3 protein-coding genes (1 of these 3 cut by a window edge) are annotated in these 20,721 nt (G+C 71.1%); all 3 read left to right on the plus strand.

Annotation, left to right across the window (positions count from 1 at the left end):
• Tightly spaced (each overlapping or abutting the next), the 3 genes in view from ACWGKS_RS26720 to ACWGKS_RS26730 form a layout consistent with a single transcriptional unit that may run on beyond the window.
• The gene (locus tag ACWGKS_RS26720; RefSeq protein ID WP_452524429.1) at window positions 1–12,798 is read left to right on the plus strand and encodes a type I polyketide synthase; all 12,798 of its coding nucleotides are present in this window, start codon (window positions 1–3) and stop codon (window positions 12,796–12,798) included.
• Entirely contained in the window at window positions 12,795–17,450 is a 4,656-nt protein-coding gene (locus ACWGKS_RS26725; protein WP_452524431.1) for an SDR family NAD(P)-dependent oxidoreductase, read from the plus strand. The genes ACWGKS_RS26720 and ACWGKS_RS26725 overlap by 4 nt, the downstream gene beginning before the upstream one ends.
• A protein-coding gene (locus ACWGKS_RS26730) for a type I polyketide synthase (RefSeq protein WP_452524433.1) crosses the window boundary here: on the plus strand, window positions 17,447–20,721 show its 5' portion. It continues 1,594 nt past the right edge of the window; the window shows 3,275 of its 4,869 coding nt (coding positions 1–3,275); it begins with the start codon at window positions 17,447–17,449; its stop codon lies off the right edge, out of view. The genes ACWGKS_RS26725 and ACWGKS_RS26730 overlap by 4 nt, the downstream gene beginning before the upstream one ends.

Raw genomic sequence — 20,721 nt, forward strand, 5'->3', positions numbered from 1 at the left:
ATGGTGCAGCAATTCACGCTCGGCGGATCGGGTTTCCGAAGCGACGAGGCCGGAGACCTCCCGATAGCCGTCGTCGGCATGTCCTGCCGGGCTCCCATGGCGCATGGACCCGATGAACTCTGGTCCCTGATCGGTTCCGGGGTCGAAGCGGTCCGAGAGGTTCCCGAGGGACGTTGGTCCGACGGTCCTGGACTGCCCGGGTTCGTCGCACGGGGCGGCTTCCTGGACGACGTCGAGTCGTTCGACGCACCCTTCTTCGGGATCTCCCCGAGAGAGGCCGCCGAGATGGACCCGCACCAAAGGCTCGCCCTGGAGCTGGTCTGGGAGGCGTTGGAGGACCAGGGAACGGACGTCCGTTCCCTACCCACGACGGGTCTCTACGTGGGGGCGATCGGGGACGACTACGCGGTGCTCCGTGACGCCTCCGGTACCGGAGTGGACGCTCGGCACGCGGTCACCGGTGCGGCGAGGAGCATGATCGCCAACCGCGTCTCCTACGCCATGGGGCTCCGTGGCCCGAGCCTCGTCCTGGACACGGGCCAGTCGTCCTCCCTGGTGGCCGTCCACATGGCTTGCGAGAGCCTGCGTTCCGGCCAGTGCGACGTGGCCGTCGCGGGGGGCGTACACCTCAATCTCTCCGGCCGGGGCACCGCTCGTATGGGGGCCTTCGGGGCGCTCTCTCCCGACGGTCGCTGCTACGCCTTCGACGAGAGGGCCAACGGCTTCGTGCGAGGAGAGGGCGGCGGATTCGTCGTGCTGAAGCCCTTCGCCGAGGCGATGGCCGACGGTGACCGGGTCTACGCGGTCCTCGCGGGCAGTGCCATGAACAACGACGGGGGCGGGGGCGGCCTGACGGTGCCCAGCGCGCCCGCGCAGGCGGCGCTGCTCGATTCCGCCTACCGCCGGGCCGGGGTGGAACCGGGGGCGGTCGGATACGTGGAACTGCACGGCACCGGCACCCCCGTCGGAGACCCCATCGAAGCCGCCGCCCTGGGCGAGGCCCTGGGGGCCGCCCAGGAACCGGGCTCACCACTGCTCGTGGGATCGGTCAAGACCAACATCGGTCACCTCGAAGGTGCCGCAGGGATCCTCGGGCTGCTCAAGACCGTTCTGTCGGTCCATCACGAAGCACTCGTCCCCAGTCTCAACTTCTCCCGGCCCAACCCGAGCATCCCCTTGGAAGAGCTCAACCTGAGGGTCGTGACCGAACGCATGCCTTGGCCGGCGCCGCACGTGGCCGGGGTCTCGTCGTTCGGCATGGGCGGGACCAACTGCCACGTCGTCGTCACCGGCGCACCGGGACGGACCGAGACCGTCGAGAGGACCACGGAAGGCCCGCGGACCGTGGCCTGGACGGTCTCGGCCCAGGGCCCGAACGCTCTCAAGGAGCAGGCCCGACGCCTCGTCGATGCCGCTCCCGCGGCGCACCCCTCGGACGTCGGACACTCACTGGCGACCCGGCGCACGGGACTGCCCCATCGGGTGGCGGTCGTGGGCCGGGACCGTGACGAGCTGGCACGGGCACTGGCCGCCTACGTGGACGGCAGACCCGACCAGAACGTCCACCAGGGACGTGTGCGGGAGGGTGGAACGGCCTTCCTCTTCACCGGGCAGGGAGCTCAACGGCCGGGTATGGGGGAGGAACTGCACGCCGCCTTCCCCGTGTTCGCGGACGCCTTCGACCGAACCGTCGCGCTCCTGGATAGCCACCTCGACCGTCCCCTGAAGGACGTGGTCTGGGCCGTCCCTCGCACCGAGGCCGCGGGCCTGCTGCACGAAACCCTGTACACGCAGTGCGGCACCTTCGCCCTTGAAGTCGCCCTCTACCGCCTCTACGAAAGCTGGGGGGTGCGTCCGGGGCACCTGCTGGGTCACTCGATCGGTGAGATCGCGGCCGCGCACGTCGCCGGTGTTTTCGACCTCGCCGACGCCTGTGCGTTGGTCGCCGCCCGCGGCTCCCTCATGCAGGCCCTACCTCGTACCGGCGCGATGGTGTCCTTCCGGGCGTCGGAGGCCGAGGTGGCCCCGTACGTGGCGGAGTGGACGGGGGTCGTGGACATCGCCGCGGTGAACGGTCCGCGCGCGACCGTCGTCGCCGGAGGGGCGGCCGCGGTCGAGGAGATCACGGCGTCGATGAACGCCGACGGTGTCAAGAGCCGCCGGCTGAACGTCAGCCACGCGTTCCACTCACCACTCATCGACCCCATGCTCGCGGACTTCCGCCGGGCCGTGGAGGGCTTGACCCTGCACGAACCCCTGATCCCGGTCGTCTCCAACGTGACCGGTGGCCTCGCCGGTCCGGGGCTGCTGAGCGACCCCGAGTACTGGGTCGGGCACGCCAGGAAGCCGGTCCGTTTCCTGGACGGCGTGCGGGCCCTGGAACAGGCGGGGGTGGTCCGGTGCCTGGAGTTGGGCCCGGACGGCGTGCTCACCGTCGGCGCGAAGGAGTCGTACACCTCCGACGCGGTCTTCCTGCCCGGTCTCCGCCGCGACCGTGAGGAGACCGTCACCGCGGTCGCCGCCCTCGCCGGGCTGCACGTCGACGGCGATCAGGTCGACTGGGACGGCTTCTTCGATGGTGGACATCGGGTGTCGCTACCCCACTACGCCTTCCAGCGCCGACGGTATCCGTTGCCCGAGCCGGTCGCGGGACCGGAGCGGGAGTCTCGCGCCCCCTCCGAGATCCCGGCACCCGAGCCCGTCGAAGCCGACACCGACACCGACACCGGTGCCGACACCCGAGCGCCCGCGATCGACCCACTACCGCTCGTCCTGACGCACGTGGCGGCGTTGTTGGGTTACGAACACCCTGGTGACATCGACCCCCGGACGTCCTTCCAGGACCTGGGGATGAGCTCGCTCACCGCCGTGGAGTTCCGTGACGGGCTCGCCGGTGAGGTCGGGGCGCGACTCCCCGCTTCCCTGGTCTACGACCACCCCACCCCGGAGGCGGTGGCCGCGTACCTGGGGACGGACCGTCGAGACGCGGAGCAGGGCGTCGGTCCGGCGGACCCGTCCGAACCCATCGCGATCGTCTCCATGGCCTGTCGGTTCCCCGGCGGGGCCGACACCCCCGAACGACTCTGGGAGATCGTCCGAGAGGGACGCGACGTGGTCGGGGACTTCCCCACCGACCGCGGATGGGATCTGTCCGCACTCTTCGCGTCGCAGGGAAGGGACGCCGGCACCAGTGCCACCCGCCAGGGCGGGTTCCTGCACGAGGCCACCGACTTCGATCCCGAGTTCTTCGGTATATCCGCCCGAGAGGCGGCGTCGATGGAGCCCCAGCAGCGGTTGTTGCTGGAAACCTCGTGGGAGGCCCTCGAAAGAGCCGGTATCGTCCCGGACTCCCTCCGCGGTGGCGACACCGGTGTCTTCGTCGGAGCCATGCCGCAGAAGTACGGTCCCGAGGAGACGGCGACCACGGAGGACGTCGCCGGGTACCTGCTCACCGGAACCACCACCAGCGTGGCCTCGGGCCGGATCGCCTACACGTTGGGTCTGCAAGGTCCCACGCTGTCGGTCGACACGGCGTGCTCCTCCTCCCTCGTGGCCATCCACCTCGCCGTGCGCGCGCTGCGCGCGGGCGAGTGTGATCGGGCGCTCGCCGGTGGGGCCACCGTCATGTCCGACCCGGGGATCTTCAGCGAGTTCACGCGTCAAGGAGGTCTCTCTCCCAGCGGCAGGTGCCGTCCCTTCTCCTCGGACGCCGACGGCACCGGGTGGGGCGAGGGAGCCGGCATGCTCCTCCTGGAACGTCTGTCCGACGCTCGAAGGCACGGGCACAAGGTGCTGGCCGTCATCCGAGGGACGGCGATCAACCAGGACGGCGCCAGTAACGGACTCACCGCGCCCAACGGCCGAGCACAGAGCCAGGTGATCCGGCGTGCCCTCGCCGACGCGGACCTGACCCCCGCGGACGTCCAGGCGGTGGAGGCACACGGCACCGGAACGGTGCTCGGAGACCCCGTGGAGGCGAACGCCCTCACCGACGCCTACGGAGACGGGTCCGAGGACTCTCCGCTGTGGTTGGGGTCGTTGAAGTCCAACATCGGCCACACACAGGCGGCGGCCGGTGTCGGCGGCGTGATCAAGATGGTCATGGCCATGCGTGGGGGAGTGCTGCCGAGGACACTGCACCTGGAAGAGCCCACACCGCATGTGGAATGGAGCCGGTCACGGCTGCGCCTGCTCGAGGAGGCCCGGCCCTGGGCCGGCACGGACGGACCGCGCAGGGCCGCGGTCTCCTCGTTCGGTATCAGCGGTACCAACGCACACGCCGTGCTGGAGGAGGCTCCGGAGTGGGCCGACGTCTCGGACGGGTCCACGGCCTCCGGACCGGAGACGGTGCCCGTCGCCCTGGCGGCCAGGAACGAGGGGGCGTTGCGTGCGATGGCCGGGAGGCTCCGCGCGCGGATCGCGGAGGAGCCCTCCGACGTCGTCGACCTCGGCGCCACTCTGGCGACGTCCCGTACCGCCTTCTCACACCGGGCCGTGGTGTTCGCGTCCGAAGGTCGAAGCCTCGACGAAGGGCTCGCCGCGCTGGAGGGCGGTGGCGAGCACGTGGACCTGGTCCGGGGCACGGCCCCCGGACGGGCGAGGCGTCCCGTCTTCGTCTTTCCCGGTCAGGGTTCGCAGTGGAAGGGCATGGCACGGGGGCTCTGGGAGACCCATCCGGCCTTCGCCGAGGAACTCCGCGCCTGTTCCGACGCCCTGGGGGAGTTCCTGGACTGGGACGTGGTGGACGTGCTGCTCGGACGACCGGGTGCGCCCTCCCTGACCCGGGTGGACGTGGTCCAGCCCGCGCTGTTCAGCATGATGGTCTCGCTGGCCGCCATCTGGCGTGAGTACGGGGTCGAACCCGCCGCGGTCGTCGGACACTCCCAGGGCGAGGTGGCCGCCGCCTACGTCGCGGGTGCGCTGTCGCTGTCGGACGCCGCCAGGATCGCGGCCCTGCGCAGCCGGGCCTGGTCCCGGCTCGACGGGGCCGGGGCGATGCTGTCCGTCCATCTCCCCGCGGACGAGGTGGGGGAGAGGATCCTGCCATGGGGCGACGCCCTGGCCGTGGCCGCCGTGAACGGACCGGCGTCGACCGGGGTCTCCGGCGACCCCGGGTCGATCGAGGAGTTGTCGGCCGCCCTCACCGCCGAGGGCCACTCGGCGCGCAGGATCCCAGAGGTCAACGTCGCGGGGCACTCTCCGCAGGTCGAGGTACTGCGCGAACAGATGCTCGCGGACCTGGAACCGGTACGACCCCGGGCCTCCCGCGTCCCCTTCTACTCGACCGTCACCGGCGGTGCGCTCCCGACCGAAGAGCTCGACACCGTCTACTGGTACCGCAACCTCCGGGAACCGGTGCGCTTCCACGACGCGATCACGACGCTCCTCGACGCGGGCCACGAGGCCTTCCTGGAATCCGCTCCGCACCCGGTGCTCGCTTCCGCCCTGAGGGAGACCTTCGAGGAGCACGGTCGCCCGGCCGTCCCGCTGGCCACACTCGCCCGTAACAAGGGCGGCGGCGACCGCTTCCTGCGGGCCGTGGGAGAAGCGCACGCGAACGGGGTCGTCGTCGACTGGGAGCGCGTCCTGGGGAACAGGCCCCCGGTGGACCTTCCCACGTACCCCTTCCAACGCAGGAGGCTCTGGCTCGGCAGGGCCCGAGGGAACGCGGATGTGGCCGCGGTCGGACTGGACCGGCGGAATCACCCCGTGATCAGCGCGTCCACGGAGCTTCCGGACGCCGGCGGACACATGTTCCTCGGCCGACTCGGCCCACAGGACTCGCCCTGGCTCACCGACCACCGGATCGGGGAGACCGCGGTCGCGCCCCCCGAGTTCTTCCTGGAACTGGCCATGTACGCGGCCGGCGAGGTGAACCGTGACGTCATCGACGAGCTGTCCCTGGAAAATCCGCTGGTGGTACCCGAGAACGGCGGTACGGCGGTCCGGGTCGTCGTCGAACCCCCGGATGAGGAGGGGCGCAGGGTCCTGCGCGCCTTCTCCAGGCCCGAATCGCACGGACGCGACTGGACGCTGAACGCTCGGGGCGTACTCGGTGCGGGTGAGCCCACGGCCCCGCAACACGTCATACGCCCCAACGGGTCCCCGGTCGACCCCGAGAACCTGTACACGACGCTCGCCCGCCGTGGACTCGGCTTGGGCCCCGCGATGCGCACGTTGACGCATGTACGTCGGGACGGTCACGACGTCTACGCCGAGTGCTCCCTGGACCGTGCCGGTGAGTCGGTGGACGCGTCCGGGGGGTACACCCTCCACCCGGCGTTGCTCACGGCCGGGTCGCGGGCCGCGCACTCCGACGGCTCCGGAACGGTCGCCACGGTATGGCGGGGCGTGGAGGTCCACGCCGTCGCCGCGCGACGTCTGACCCTGCGCCTGACCGAGACCGGCCCGAACCGGTTCCGTGTCCTCGCCGTCGATTCCCAGGGCGACCCGGTTCTCACCGTGGAGGAGGTCCGGCTCGAAGAACCCTCGCCCGAGTGGAGTCGACCGCTCGCCGAGAGGGCCCCCGAACAGCTCTACCGGGTCGCCTGGACGCCCCGTTCCGGCACCGCCGCCGCTCCGGGCACGGAGGAACCCGAACTCCTGCGCCCGGCCCCGGTCGAGGGCTCTTCCGACATGGCCTCAGCGACACGTACGGTCCTGACGGAGGTCTTGGGGACCCTCCGGGAAGGGCTGGCGCAGGACCGTCTGATCGCGGTCGTCACCCGAGGGGCCGTTCCGACCTGCGAGGGCGACCCGGTCGACCCCGTCGGCTCGGCGGTCAGGGGACTCGTCCGCTCGGCACAGGCCGAGCACCCCGGCCGTCTGCTGCTCGTGGACATCGACGACTCTCCCGAGTCGGAGGCCGCACTCCACGCGGCCCTGGGTTCGGGCGAGCCCGAGTTCGCCCTCCGTCGGGGGTCCGTGCTGGTGCCGCGGCTGGAACCGGTGGCCGCGGCCACCGAGCCGGTGCCGCGGACCGAGGGCACCGTACTGGTCACGGGTGCTTCGGGCACCCTGGGCCGACTGGTCTGCCGACACCTGGTGCACACCCACGGGGTACGGAGCCTGCTGCTGTTGAGCCGGCGCGGGGCCGACGCCCCGGGCGCCGCCGACCTGACCGAGGAGTTGACGCGGGCCGGCGCCCAGGTGCGTTGGGAGGCCTGTGACGCGGCGGACCGGGATCGGCTGTCCGAGGCGTTGGCCTCGGTCCCCGAGGACGCGCCGCTCACGGGGGTCGTCCACGCCGCGGGGATCCTCGACGACGCGGTCTTCACCTCCTTGACCTCGGAGCGGTTGGAGCGTGTCCTGCGGCCGAAGACGGACGCGGCGGTCAACCTGCACGAGTTGACCGCGGACCATCCGATCTCCCTGTTCGTGCTCTACTCCTCCGTCATGGCCGTCCTGGGTGGTCCGGGCCAGGCCAACTACGCCGCGGCGAACGCCTTCCTCGACGGCCTGGCCGCCCACCGCAGGTCCCTGGGCCTACCGGCGACCTCGTTGGGTTGGGGGTACTGGGACCAGCGCAGCGGGATGAGCGGCCACCTCTCCGAAGCGGACCTCGCGCGGATGGCCCGCTCCGGGATGCTGCCGCTGGCCACGGAGGAGGCCCTCGCCCTCTTCGACTCCGCCGTGGGGACCGGTGCGGCCCACACCCTCCCGGTACGCCTCGATTCGAGCGCACTGGGAGTACTCGCGGGGGAGGGGACCCTTCCTTCGCTCTTCCGCTCCCTGGTCGGGCGTCGTGCCGCCGCCTCCGTCGGAGCCGGCGCGGATCCGGATCCGCTGACCGAACGCCTGTCGCGAATGCCGGCGGACGAGCGTGAGGGTGCGCTCCTCGACCTGGTCCGCGAACACGCCGCCGTCGTGGTCGCCGCACCGGAACCGGGGGCGATCGACGCCGACGGAGCCTTCAAGGAGATCGGCTTCGACTCCCTGATGTCGGTCGAACTGCGCAACCGTCTGAACAATGCGACAGGGCTGCGCACGCCGACCACGCTCCTCTTCGATCGGCCCACCCCGAGGGAGGTGGCCCGGGACCTGGCGACCCGTCTGTTCGGGGATCGGGTCGGGAGCACCCGGACCGAAGCACGCTCCGTGCTCCCCGCCGACCAGGACGATCCCATCGCCGTGGTGGCCGTCGGCTGCCGCCTCCCCGGCGGGGTACGCGGACCGGAGGACCTCTGGAACGTACTCCGGGACGGAGAGGACACGATCTCGGACTTCCCGGCCGACCGCGGTTGGCCGACGGACCTCTACGACCCGGACCCCGACAGCAGGGGCAAGTCCCGAGTGCGATCGGGCGGGTTCGTCTATGACGCACCGGACTTCGACGCCGAGTTCTTCGGTATCTCCCCGCGGGAGGCGCTGGCCATGGACCCCCAACAGCGCATGCTGCTGGAGGTCTCCTGGGAAGCGGTGGAACGCGCGGGCATCCCCCGGAGCGCCTTGAAGGAGGAACCGGTCGGGGTCTTTGTGGGGACCAACATGCAGGACTACGCCGCGGACGGCAGGCAGGTCCCGGAAGAGGTCGAGGGCTACCTGTTGACCGGGCGGTCACAGAGCGTGGTCTCCGGCCGGGTCGCCTACTCGCTCGGGGCGGAGGGCCCGGCGGTCACCATCGACACGGCGTGCTCCTCCTCCCTGGTGGCGATGCACATGGCGGCCCAGTCGCTCCGTAGGGGCGAGTGCTCGCTCGCTCTGGCCGGAGGCGTCACCGTGATGTCCCGCCCGCTCCTGTTCGTCGAGTTCAGCAGGCAGCGCGGACTGGCTCCGGACGGCAGGTGCAAGACCTTCTCGTCGGCCGCGGACGGCACCGGCTGGTCCGAAGGGGCCGCCCTGGTCGTGCTGGAACGGTTGTCCGACGCCCGCCGTAAGGGGCACCAGGTGCTGGGGCTGCTCAGATCCAGCGCGGTCAACCAGGACGGCGCGAGCAACGGTCTGACCGCGCCCAACGGGCCCGCGCAGCAACGCGTGATCCGGCGGGCCCTGGACGAGGCCGGACTGGAGTCGGCCGACGTCGATTTCGTCGAGTCGCACGGTACGGGCACCGTGCTCGGTGACCCCATCGAGGCACAGGCGATCCTGGAGACCTACGGGCAGGACCGCCCTCCGGAGAGGCCGGTCCTGGTCGGCGCCATGAAGAGCAACTTCGGCCACACCCAGGCCGCCGCCGGGGCGGCGGGGGTCATCAAGGCGCTCATGGCGATGCGTCACGAGGAACTGCCCCCGAACCTGCACTGTGAGAACCCCTCCGAGCACGTGGACTGGGACACCGGGGCCGTGCGTCTGCTGGACTCCTCCACGCCCTGGAATCGCCGTGAGGACGGCGGACCCCGGCGCGCGGGTGTCTCGGCCTTCGGTATCAGCGGCACCAACGCCCACGTGATCATCGAGGAGCCGCCGACCCCGATCCCGACCGAGGTCGAGGGACCCGAAGCCTCCGAAGGCCATGGGGAACAGGGGCCGCCGTTCGCGTGGCCGCTCTCGGCGCGCTCCGCCGCGGCCCTGCGCGCCCAGGCCGCATCGCTGCACGCCCACGTGGTGGCTCGTCCCGGCCTGGACGCGGCGGACGTGGGCCACACCCTGGCGGTCGGCCGGAGCGGTTTCGAACACCGGGCGGTCGCCGTCGGTGACGATCGCGACGCCCTTCTGGCCGCATTGCGTGAGATCGCGGAGGGGGGCGAACCGTCGTCGGGCAAGGGGGACGCGGGCGGAACGGCCTTCCTCTTCACGGGACAGGGAGCCCAGCGCGCGGGTATGGGCAGGAGACTGCACGCGAGGTTCCCCGCGTTCGCCGAGGCGTTCGACGCCGTCTGTGCCGAGTGCGACCCCCTTCTCGGCCGTTCACTTCGCGAGATCGTGTTCGCCGAGGCGGAGCACGCGGACCCGGAGACGTTGAACCGCACCGAGTTCGCCCAACCGGCCCTCTTCGCGTTCGAAGTGGCCCTCTACCGGCTGCTGACCGGCCTGGGCCTGAAACCCAAGGCGCTGATCGGGCACTCGATCGGAGAGTTGGCGGCGGCCCACGTCGCGGGTGTCTGGTCGCTCCGTGACGCGTGCGCGCTGGTGGTCGCCCGGGGCCGGCTCATGCAGCGGTTGCCCGAGGGCGGTGCGATGGTCGCGGTGAGCGCGCCCCGAGAACAGGTGCTCGCCGCGATCGAGGAACACGGAGGGGCGGTGTCCCTGGCCGCGGTCAACGGTCCCCGATCCTGCGTGATCTCGGGTGCCGTGGACGCGGTGGACGAGGTCGTGGCGGCGCTTCCGGGCAGGTCGAAGCGGTTGACGGTCAGTCACGCCTTCCATTCACCCCTGATCGAACCCGTCCTGGACGAGTTCAGGGCGGTCGCCGAGCGGATCGACTACCGAGAACCGACGGTTCCCGTGGTCTCGAACGTCACCGGGGCCTGGGCGCACGGTGAGCTGACCGACCCCGAGTACTGGGTGGCCCACGCCCGGCAGGCCGTGCTCTTCCACGACGGCATCGGGGAACTGCGTGCCTCCGGCGTGCGCCGTTTCCTGGAGGTGGGTCCCGCCGGGATCCTGACCGCCGCCGTGAGAGAGGGGCAGGACGAGGACGTCGTCGCCGTCCCCGCCCAACGGAGCGGCGCTCCGGAGACGGAGGCGTTCGCCTCCGCGCTGGCCCTCTTGTACGCCCAGGGGGAGACGGTCGACTGGTCCGCGTGGAATCGGGGAAGACGCCTGGTCGAGCTTCCGACCTATCCGTTCCAGCGCCGGCGCTACTGGCTGGAGGACCGGGTCCGGCCGACCCCGGCCGACCCCGGAGAGCACGAGTTCTGGAGCGCGGTGGAGAACCGGGACTCCGAGGGGATCAGAAGCCTCCTCGGGTTGGACGCCGACGTGACCTTCGACGGAGTACTCCCCGCCCTCGCCCGGTGGTACCGGAAGGATCGGGGCATCTCGTCGGACACGGGGCCGGGTTACCGCCTCGCCTGGCGGCCCGCGGTCCGATCCCGGGGCGCCCTGGCCGACAGGTGGCTGCTGTTCACCCCGGACGGGCGGGAACCCTCCGACGCCGACGTACTGGCCGGGGCCCTGCGCGCACGCGGCGCCGAGGTCGTCGAGGTCGAGGTCGACACGGTCGACTGCTCCCGGCCCTCGCTCCGTGAGGCGGTGCGCCGGCACACCGGGGACGACCTTCCGGCGGTCTCCGGTGTCGTCTCTCTCCTGGGCCGGGACGAGCGTCCCCACGCGCAAGCACCCGGGATCGCCGCCGGATTGGCCGCCAACATCCATCTGCTCCAGGCACTGGAGGACACGCTCACCGGTGTGCCGCTGTGGATGGTCACCAATGACGCCGTCGCGGTGCGTCCCGACGACGGCCCGGTACGGCCGGCACAGTCGGCGATCTGGGGAATGGGGCGTTCCCTGGGACTTGAACACCCGGATCGTCTCGGCGGACTGGTGGACCTCCCGACACACGTGGACGACCGTTCGGCCGAGGCCTTCGTCGACATTCTGAGCAGGACGGACGCCGAAGACCAGGCCGCCGTCCGATCGGGCGCGGTGTCCGTCCCCCGCGTCGTTCGCGCCCCCGCGCGCACCTCCGAGGAATGGCGGACCAGCGGCACCGCCCTGGTCACCGGCGGCAGCGGTGGGATCGCGGCGCACCTGGCCCGATGGCTGGGCGAGCGCGGAGCCGAGCACATCGTCCTGTTGAGCAGAGGAGGGGGAGAACCCGACGGGGTGGACGACGTCCGTGCACTCGGGGTGCGGGTGACCGCTCTGGCGTGCGATGTCGCGGACCAGGCCGCCCTCGCCGCGGCCGTCAAGGACGTGGAGTCCGGGAGCGGTCCGGTGCGGTCGGTCCTGCACAGCGCGGGCGTCGTCCGGTTCGCACCCTTGGCGGGTACGAGCCTGGACGAGGTGGCCGAGTGCGCGTCGGGCAAGGCGCTCGGCGCGCTCAACCTGGATCGCGTCCTCGGAGACCGCGACCTCGATGCCTTCGTCCTCTTCTCCTCCGTCGCGGCGGTCTGGGGCAGCGGTTCCCAGGGTGCCTACGCCGCGGCCAACGCCTACCTGGACGGGTTGGCGCAGAACCGGCGGAGCCGGGGCCTGAGAGCGACCTCCGTCGCCTGGGGGCCCTGGGGCGGCGGGGGCATGGCGCGGATCAACGGCGTCGACGAGCACCTGACCCGTCGGGGACTACGCCCGATGGACCCCGATACGGCTCTGGGCGCGCTCGCCCACGCGGTGACGGGAACCGACCCGTGCGTGGTCGTCGCCGACGTCGACTGGGAACGTCTCTCGGTCGGATACACCGCTGAGCGCACACGACCCCTGCTCGACGAACTCGGCTACGCGCAGGGGCCGGGTGAGGAGGAACGGACCGACACCGGGACCGAGGCGCAGGAGCACGACGGTTTCGCCGAACGGGTGAGGACACTGTCGTCCTCCGAACGCCGACGCGTTCTGCTGACCCTGGTGCGGGAAGAGACCGCGCGCATTCTCGGCCATCCCTCCCTGGACGCCGTGACCCCGTCCCGTGCCTTCCAGGAGGCCGGGTTCGACTCCCTCATGGTGGTCGAACTCCGGACCCGGCTCAGGGCGCGGACGGGTCTGAGGGTGAGCGCCGCCACCATCTTCGACCACCCCGACCCGCGGGCTCTGGCGGAGTACCTGGCCGACCGACTCGCCGAGGGCCCGAACGATCGCGCGGCCGACGAAGCGGGCTCGGTGAACGAAACGGATTCCGAGTCGGCCGTCGGCCGGTACATCGAGTCCTCGAACGCGGACGACCTGTTCGATTTCATCGACAAGGAGCTTGGGGCACCATGAGCGACGAGAGACTGCTCGCCTACCTCAAGAAGGTCACCGGCGAGCTGCACAAGGCCCGACAACGCCTACAGCAGATGCCATCGGACGAGCCGATCGCGGTCGTGTCCGCCGGCTGCCGCCTGCCGGGTGAGGTCGACTCACCGGAGGACTTCTGGGATCTGCTGTCCACGGGATCCGACGCGATATCGGGGTTTCCCACCGACCGGGGCTGGCCCACCGACATCCACTCCAGCGACCCCGAGGAACACGGCCGGACCTACACCGACCGCGGCGGTTTCCTCCGAGGCGCGGCCGAGTTCGACCCCGAGGCCTTCGGGATCTCGCCGCGTGAAGCCACGGCGATGGACCCCCAACAGCGCCTTCTCCTCGAACTGGCGTGGGAGACGTTCGAGCGCGCCGGAGTAGCCCCCTCGTCGCTTCGGGGAACCCCCACCGGAGTGTTCGTCGGGGGGTGCTCCTTCCACTACGAGGGCGACCTCGTCGACACCCCCGAGGAGCTCGCCGGGCACCTGCTCACCGGCAACGTGACCAGCGTTCTCTCCGGACGTGTCAGCTACACCTTCGGTCTGGAGGGGCCGGCGGTCACCCTGGACACCGGATGTTCCTCGGCGCTGGTCGCGATGCACCTCGCCGCGCGGTCACTGCGCTCGGGCGAATGCTCCATGGCGCTGGCCGGTGGCGCCGCCGTGATGTCGACCCCCGGTGTCTTCGTCGAGTTCAGCAGGCAGCGCGGACTCTCCCCGGACGGCCGATGCAGGTCCTTCGCCGCGGGAGCGGACGGCACCGGTTGGTCGGAGGGAGGCGGTCTGGTGCTCCTTGAGCGGTTGTCCGACGCCGTCGCCGCCGGACACCCCGTCCTCGGAATCCTGAAGGGGACCGCCGTCAACCAGGACGGAGCGAGCAACGGCCTCACCGCCCCGAGCGGACGCTCGCAACAGCGGGTCATACGGGCGGCTCTCACCGACGCCGGGTTGGCGCCCGAGGACGTCGACGCCGTCGAAGGACACGGCACCGGAACGGTCCTGGGAGATCCCATCGAGGCCAACGCGCTCATCGAGACCTATGGGCGCGGCCGCGACGCGGGGAACCCGCTGCTGCTCGGATCGGTCAAGTCCAACATCGGACACACACAGGCCGCGGCAGGGGCGGCGGGCGTGATCAAGATGCTGCTCGCCCTGGAGCGGGGTCGTCTGCCCCGATCCCTGCACATCGACACCCCCACCTCCGAGGTGGAGTGGGAGGGGAGCGGGATCGACCTGCTCACCGAGTCGGTCGAGTGGCGACGGGGGGAACGACCACGTCGCGCGGGCGTCTCCGCGTTCGGGGTCAGCGGGACCAACGCACACGTGATCCTGGAGGAGGCCCCCGAACTCGAACCCGCCCTCGAACCGGAGACGGACGACGTCGGTCCGGCCCAGGGGCCGACGCCCTGGGTACTGTCCGCCCGCACCCCCCAGGCCTTGCGGGCGCAGGCGGGTCGGTTGCGGGATCGCTTCGCGCGCGGCGACGAGGACGTCCGGGACATCGGTTACTCGCTGGCGACGACCCGCAGCTCGTATGAACACCGGGCCGTCCTCGTCGGTCGGGGGAAAGAGGAACTCCTCCTCGGGCTGGAGGGCCTGGAGACCGGAGCGATCTCGCCCGACCTCGTCACCGGTACCGCGAACGAGTCGCTCGCCCCGGTCTTCGTCTTCCCCGGCCAGGGATCGCAGTGGTCGGGTATGGCCAGGGACCTGATGGAGTCGTCGCCGGTCTTCCGTAAACGGGTGGAGGAGTGCGCCGACGCCTTCTCCGGGCTCGTGGAGCGTTCGCCCCTGGACGTGCTGTGCGCGGACCCCGGCCGAGCGATGGAGGACCGGGTCGACGTGGTCCAGCCCGCCCTGTTCTCCGTCATGGTCGGGCTGGCGGAGCTCTGGCGTGCCTACGGGGTCGAGCCCGCCGCGGTGATCGGGCACTCCCAGGGTGAGATCGCCGCGGCGTGCGTTTCCGGCGCGCTCACCCTCCGGGAGGCGGCTCGTGTCGTGGCCGTCCGGGCCCTGGCCCTGCGGAACCTGTCCGGCCACGGAGGAATGCTCTCCCTGGGGCTTTCCGCGAAGGACACCGAAGCCCTGATCGGCCGAGCCGGCACGGGCCTGTCACTCGCCGCGGTGAACAGCCCCACGGACACGGTCGTGTCCGGAGACCCCCGGGCCCTCGAAAGGCTGCGCGTTCTCGCCGAGGGACGCGGCGCCCGAGCCCGAATGGTGCCGGTGGACTACGCCTCGCACTCACCCCAGGTCGAAAGCGTGCGCGAACACCTGCTGGAGCGGCTCGGCCGCATCGGCCCGACCGTGTCCGAAGTACCGATCATCTCGACGGTGACAGGGGAGCGCCTGGACACCGAGACGATGGACGCCGGCTACTGGTACGACAACCTGCGCGGCACGGTGAACCTGGAGGGGGCGGTCGAGACCGCCCACCGTGACGGCCACCGGATGTTCGTCGAGATCAGCCCGCACCCGGTGCTCACCCTGCCCGTGCAGAAGATCCTTCCGGAGGCCGCCGTTCTGGGCACCCTCCAACGGGGGGAGGACGGCAACCGGTCCTTCTTGTTGTCACTGGCCGGGGCCCACACCGCGGGCGCCGACGTCGACTGGTCCGCCGCCTTCGACGTCACGCGGGCCGACCGACTCCCGCTCCCGACCTATGCCTTCCAGCGGCGCAGGTTCTGGATGCCCCCGCGCCGTCCCGCCACCTCCGAGTTCGGCAGGATCCTCGACAACCGGCACTACCGGCCGCGATGGACGGCGGTTTCGGCACTCTCCGGTTCTCCCACGGGCCGGTGGCTGCTGGTGGCCGGCCACGACACCGACACCGCTTCGCCGGCCGACGCGCTGACGAGGGCCGGAGCGGAACCGACGAGGGTGGAGTTCGATCCCGCCCAGGGGAGTGGACCACTCGCCGCGCGGCTACGCGAGATCGCCGCCGAACACCCCGTCGGCGGAGTTCTCTTCCTGCCCGGCACGTCGGACGGATACGAGGGCGAGGTCCCGGTTCCCGTCCAGGCCGCGGTCTCCGTTCACCGGGCCCACTCGGAGGCGGGCCTCACCGCTCCTCTGTGGTACCTCACCAGCGGGGCCGTATCGGTGTCCGGGGAGGAGACGAACCCGGTGCGGACCGCGCTCTGGGGCCTGGGGGTGTCCTTGGGCGCCGAGCGCCCGGACACGTGGGGCGGGACGGTGGATCTGCCCGATCGGCCGGAGCCCGGAGAGTGGGACCGCGCTGTCGCCGTCCTGGCCCAGAGCGAGGAGCGGCAGTGCGCCGTGCGCCGATCGGGCACGTTCGTCCGGCGTCTGTCGTCCCACCCCGAGGGCACGGTGACGCCGTGGAGCCCGGAGGGGACCGTGCTCGTGACCGGCGGCCTCGGCGGTGTCGGCGCTCAGGTGGCCCGTTCGCTGGCCAGGGACGGAGCCGAGCACCTCGTCCTCGTGGGCCGACGCGGCATGGACTCCCCGGGCGCACCGCGGCTACGGGAGGAACTGACCGAACTGGGGGCGCGGGTCACCATCGAGGCCTGTGACGCCTCCGACCGGGACGCGCTGGACGCGGTCCTCGCGGCCATCCCCGAGGAACGGCCGCTGACGGCGGTGATCCACGCCGCCGGAGTCCTGGACCCGGCGACCGCGGACAACCTCGGCCACCGGCAGTTGGAAAGTGTGCTCCGGGCCAAGGCCACCTCCGCGCGCCACCTGCACGGACTCACCCGGGACCTACCACTGTCCGCCTTCGTCATGTTCTCCTCGATCGGCGCCCTGTTCGGCACCGCCGGACAGGCGAACTACACGGCGGCCAACGCCTACCTCGATGGACTGGCCGCGCATCGGCACTCCCTCGGTCTGCCCGCCACGTCCGTCGCTTGGACGGTCTGGAGCGACTCGGGAATGGTCGACGCCCGAACGGAGCGGTGGTTCGGGGAACGCGGCGCGCACCCGATGTCCTCCGAAGCCGCCTACGAAGCGATGTGCGGGGTCGTCGGCTCGGGTGACCCGCTCGCGGTCGTCGGCGACATCGACTGGAACCGATTCGCCGCCCCCGGCGGCGTGGTCGAGCCCACACCGATCCTCGACGACCTCGTCGAAAGCGACCGGACCCAGGACGACGACCTCGCCGGATCGGTGGCCTCGCTCCCACGCGAGGAGGCCCTGGCGGAACTGGGCCGACGGGTCGCGGATGCGGCGGCGGCCGTGCTGGGACACGACGGGACCGACGTCGTCGTCAGGACCGGTCAGCTCAAGAACCTCGGTTTCGACTCGGTGACATCGGTGGGCCTGCGCAACCGACTCGCGGCGATGACCGGCCTCCGGTTGCCGGTCACGCTGGCCTTCGACCACCCCTCCGTGGACGCCATCGCCGAGCACCTCTACGAACGGTTCGCACCGGATCCCTCGGGCGCGGCCGTGGCCGAACTGGAACGGCTGGAACACCTGATGGAGGCGGACGGCGACGACCGGGTCCGATCCGCGGTGGTGGAACGCATGCGTTCGCTGCTCTGGAGGTGGGACCGCCAGGGAACGGACACCGCCGGGGAGACGGCGGGCGACGCCGACGAACTGCGAGACGTCACCGACGAGGAGATGTTCGAGTTGCTCGACAACGAACTGGGAAGCGCATGACTGCCAACGAGAGCAAGTTGCGGGACTACCTGAAACTCACCACCGCCGAGCTCAGGACCGTCCGTCGGCGTCTGCGCGAGGTGGAGGAAGGCGCGTCCGAGCCGATCGCGATCGTCGGTATGGCCTGCCGATTCCCCGGTGGTGTCCGGTCTCCCGAGGACCTGTGGGACGTGGTCGAGTCCGGCAGGGACGTCGTGACCTCCTTCCCCGCGGACCGCGGGTGGGACCTGGAGGGTGTCTTCGACCCTTCGGGGAGCCGCGAGGGGACCACGTACTGCGACCAGGGCGGCTTCCTGGAGGACGTGGCGCTCTTCGACGCCGGGTTCTTCGGGATCTCTCCGCGTGAGGCCACCTCCATGGACCCGCAGCAACGGCTCTTCCTCGAAACCTGCTGGGAATCCCTGGAACGGGCGAGGATCGTGCCGGAGAACCTCCGGGGAAGTCGAACCGGCGTCTACCTGGGAGCCACCGACCACGACTACGGCAGCGACGTGCGTCCCGCCCCGGAGAAGCTGCGCGGAAACCTGATGATCGGTCGCTCCGGGGCGGTGACCGCGGGCCGGGTCTCCTACACCCTCGGGTTGGAGGGGCCCGCCCTCACGATCGACACCATGTGCTCCTCGTCCCTGGTCGCCCTGCACACGGCGGTCGCCGCCCTGAGAAGGGGCGACTGCGACCTGGCGCTCACCGGCGGCACCACGGTCATATCCACTCCGGAGGGGTTCATCGAGTTCAGCGCCCAGGGGGCGCTCTCCCCCGACGGTCGCTGCCGGTCCTTCGGGGCCGACGCCAACGGAACCGGCTGGTGTGAGGGCATCGGCACGGTGGTACTGGAGAAGCTCGGCGACGCCCGCCGTAACGGCCACCCCGTACTCGCGCTGGTCCTCGGTGGCGCGGTGAACCAGGACGGGGCCAGTAACGGCCTGACCGCGCCCAATGGGGAGGCGCAGCGCCAGGTGATCAAGCAGGCACTGCGCGACTCCAGGGTCACCGCGGACGAGGTCGACCTGGTCGAGGCGCACGGTACCGGGACCACGCTCGGCGACCCCATCGAAGCGCATGCGCTGCTGTCCACCTACGGGCAAGGACGTCCGGAGGACGGGCAGCCGCTGTGGCTGGGATCCCTGAAGTCCAACCTGAGCCACAGCGCCGCCGCCGCGGGGATCGGTGGGGTCATCAAGACGGTGATGGCGATGCGCCACCGGACCATGCCCCGGACACTGAACGCCTCGCCTCCCTCACCCGCCATCGATTGGTCGACGGGCAGGGTGGAGCTCCTGCACGAGAACCGCGAATGGACCGTTCACGGCCACCCCCGACGCGCGGGGGTCTCCGCGTTCGGTGCCAGCGGAACCAACGCCCACGTGGTCCTGGAAGAGGCGCCCGCAGCGGAGGTCGACGGCGAGGACGGCGCACCGACCGCTGTGGAGGAGGAACCGAGCACCCCGGCCGTCCTGGGGCGGAACCCGTCCCTTCCCCTGGTGCTGTCGGCCAAGACGGAGGGTTCCCTGCGCGGCCAGGCCAAGCGACTCGCCGAGGCCATGAAGGAGCGACCGGACCTCTCCCCGGCCGACGTGGCCTTGTCCCTGGTGACCACTCGTACCCCCTTCGAACTCCGGTCCGTGGTGGTCGGGGCCGACCGCGCCGAACTGGTCGAGGCACTGGAGGCCCTCTCGCGGGGGGACGAGCAGGAGGGGGCGGCACACGGTAGAGCCGCCGCCGTCACCGCCGGTCCGGTCTTCGTCTTCCCCGGTCAGGGAGCCCAGTGGCCCGGAATGGCCGGTCGGCTCGCCGAGGAGTCCCCGGTCTTCGCCGCGGAGCTTCGAGAGTGCGCCCGCGCCCTCCGACCGTGGGTGGACTGGCCGGTACACGAAGTGCTGTTCGACAAGGACGGTCACGCGGGCGGGGTGGACGTCGACCGGGTGGATGTGATCCAGCCCGTCCTGTTCGCCGTCATGGTCTCTCTGGCCAGGACCTGGGAGGCGTGCGGAGTCGCACCCGCCTCCGTGGTCGGGCACTCCCAGGGTGAGATCTCGGCGGCCTGTGTCGCGGGCGTCCTGTCCTTGGAGGACGCGGCCCGAGTGGTGGCGCTGCGCAGCAAGCGCATCCGCACCATCACCGGGGACGGGGGGATGCTCTCCGTCGCGCTGCCACGGGCCCGGGCCGAAGAGCTGCTCTCATCCTGGCGCGGACTCTCCGTCGCCGCGGTCAACGGCACCGGTTCCGTGGTGGTGTCCGGTAACGCGGACGGCCTGGACGAACTCGCCGCGGAGCTTGAGGGTCAAGGCGTGCGCACGCGTCGCGTCCCGGTCGACTACGCCTCCCATTCCCACCATGTCGAACGGATCAAGGAGGGGATCCTCTCCGACCTCTCCGGTTTGTCCCCGCGTCCCGCGCGGATACCCCTGCACTCCACGGTCACCGGCCGCCCCATCGGGGACGATGTCATGGACGCCGACTACTGGTACCGCAACCTCCGAGGCACGGTGGAGTTGGACGCCGCCGTGCGCGGCCTGGTCGAAGCCGGTTACTCCACGTTCGTCGAGGTGAGCCCGCACACCGTGCTGCTGCCCGCCATCACGGAGACCCTGGAGGACGAGGCACCCTCCGGGAAATTCCTCACCGTCGGTTCGCTCCGCAAGGAGGACGGAGGCGCCGACCGATTCCTGACCTCGCTCGGGTCGCTGTACGCGCACGGGGAGTCGGTCGATTGGGAACGGGTCCTGGCCGGTTCCGCCGGAACCGCGGTGGACCTTCCGACCTACGCCTTCCAACGGCAGCGTCACTGGTTGGAGGCCGAGGACACCGGTGAAGCGGCCGCACCCGCCGACGTCGGTGGGGACTTTTGGGACATCGTCCGATCGGCCGATCCCAAAACCCTGGCCGAGGAGATCGGTATCGACCCCGAGGCCTCCTTCCTGGACGCGGTGCCGGCGCTCGGCAGGTGGTACGAACGCCGACAGACCGGGGCGTCCATCGAACGGTGGCGCTACCACCAGACCTGGAATCCGCTTGCGGAGCCCGTCTCACCCCGGCTGCGGGGGCGCTGGCTCGTACTCGTGCACGAGCACGGGAACACGGATCCGATCCATGCCGAGGTCACCGATCTGCTGCGCGGACACGGGGCCCGGGTCGAGGAGGTCGTGATCCCGGCCGAGGGGGCCGATCGCTCGGCGCTGTGCACTCTGTTCAAGGAGACCGCCGAAGGCGGAGTCCAGGGGATCGTCTCCCTGCTCTCCCTGCAGGAGGGACACCACCCGGACCACCCCGG

The organism is Nocardiopsis sp. NPDC055879 (assembly GCF_053615935.1).

Bases quoted from the DNA above. Each gene is read 5' to 3' on its own strand.
- ACWGKS_RS26720 (WP_452524429.1), top strand. From the start codon at position 1: ATGGTGCAGCAATTCACGCTCGGCGGATCGGGTTTCCGAAGCGACGAG.
- ACWGKS_RS26725 (WP_452524431.1), top strand. From the start codon at position 12,795: ATGAGCGACGAGAGACTGCTCGCCTACCTCAAGAAGGTCACCGGCGAG.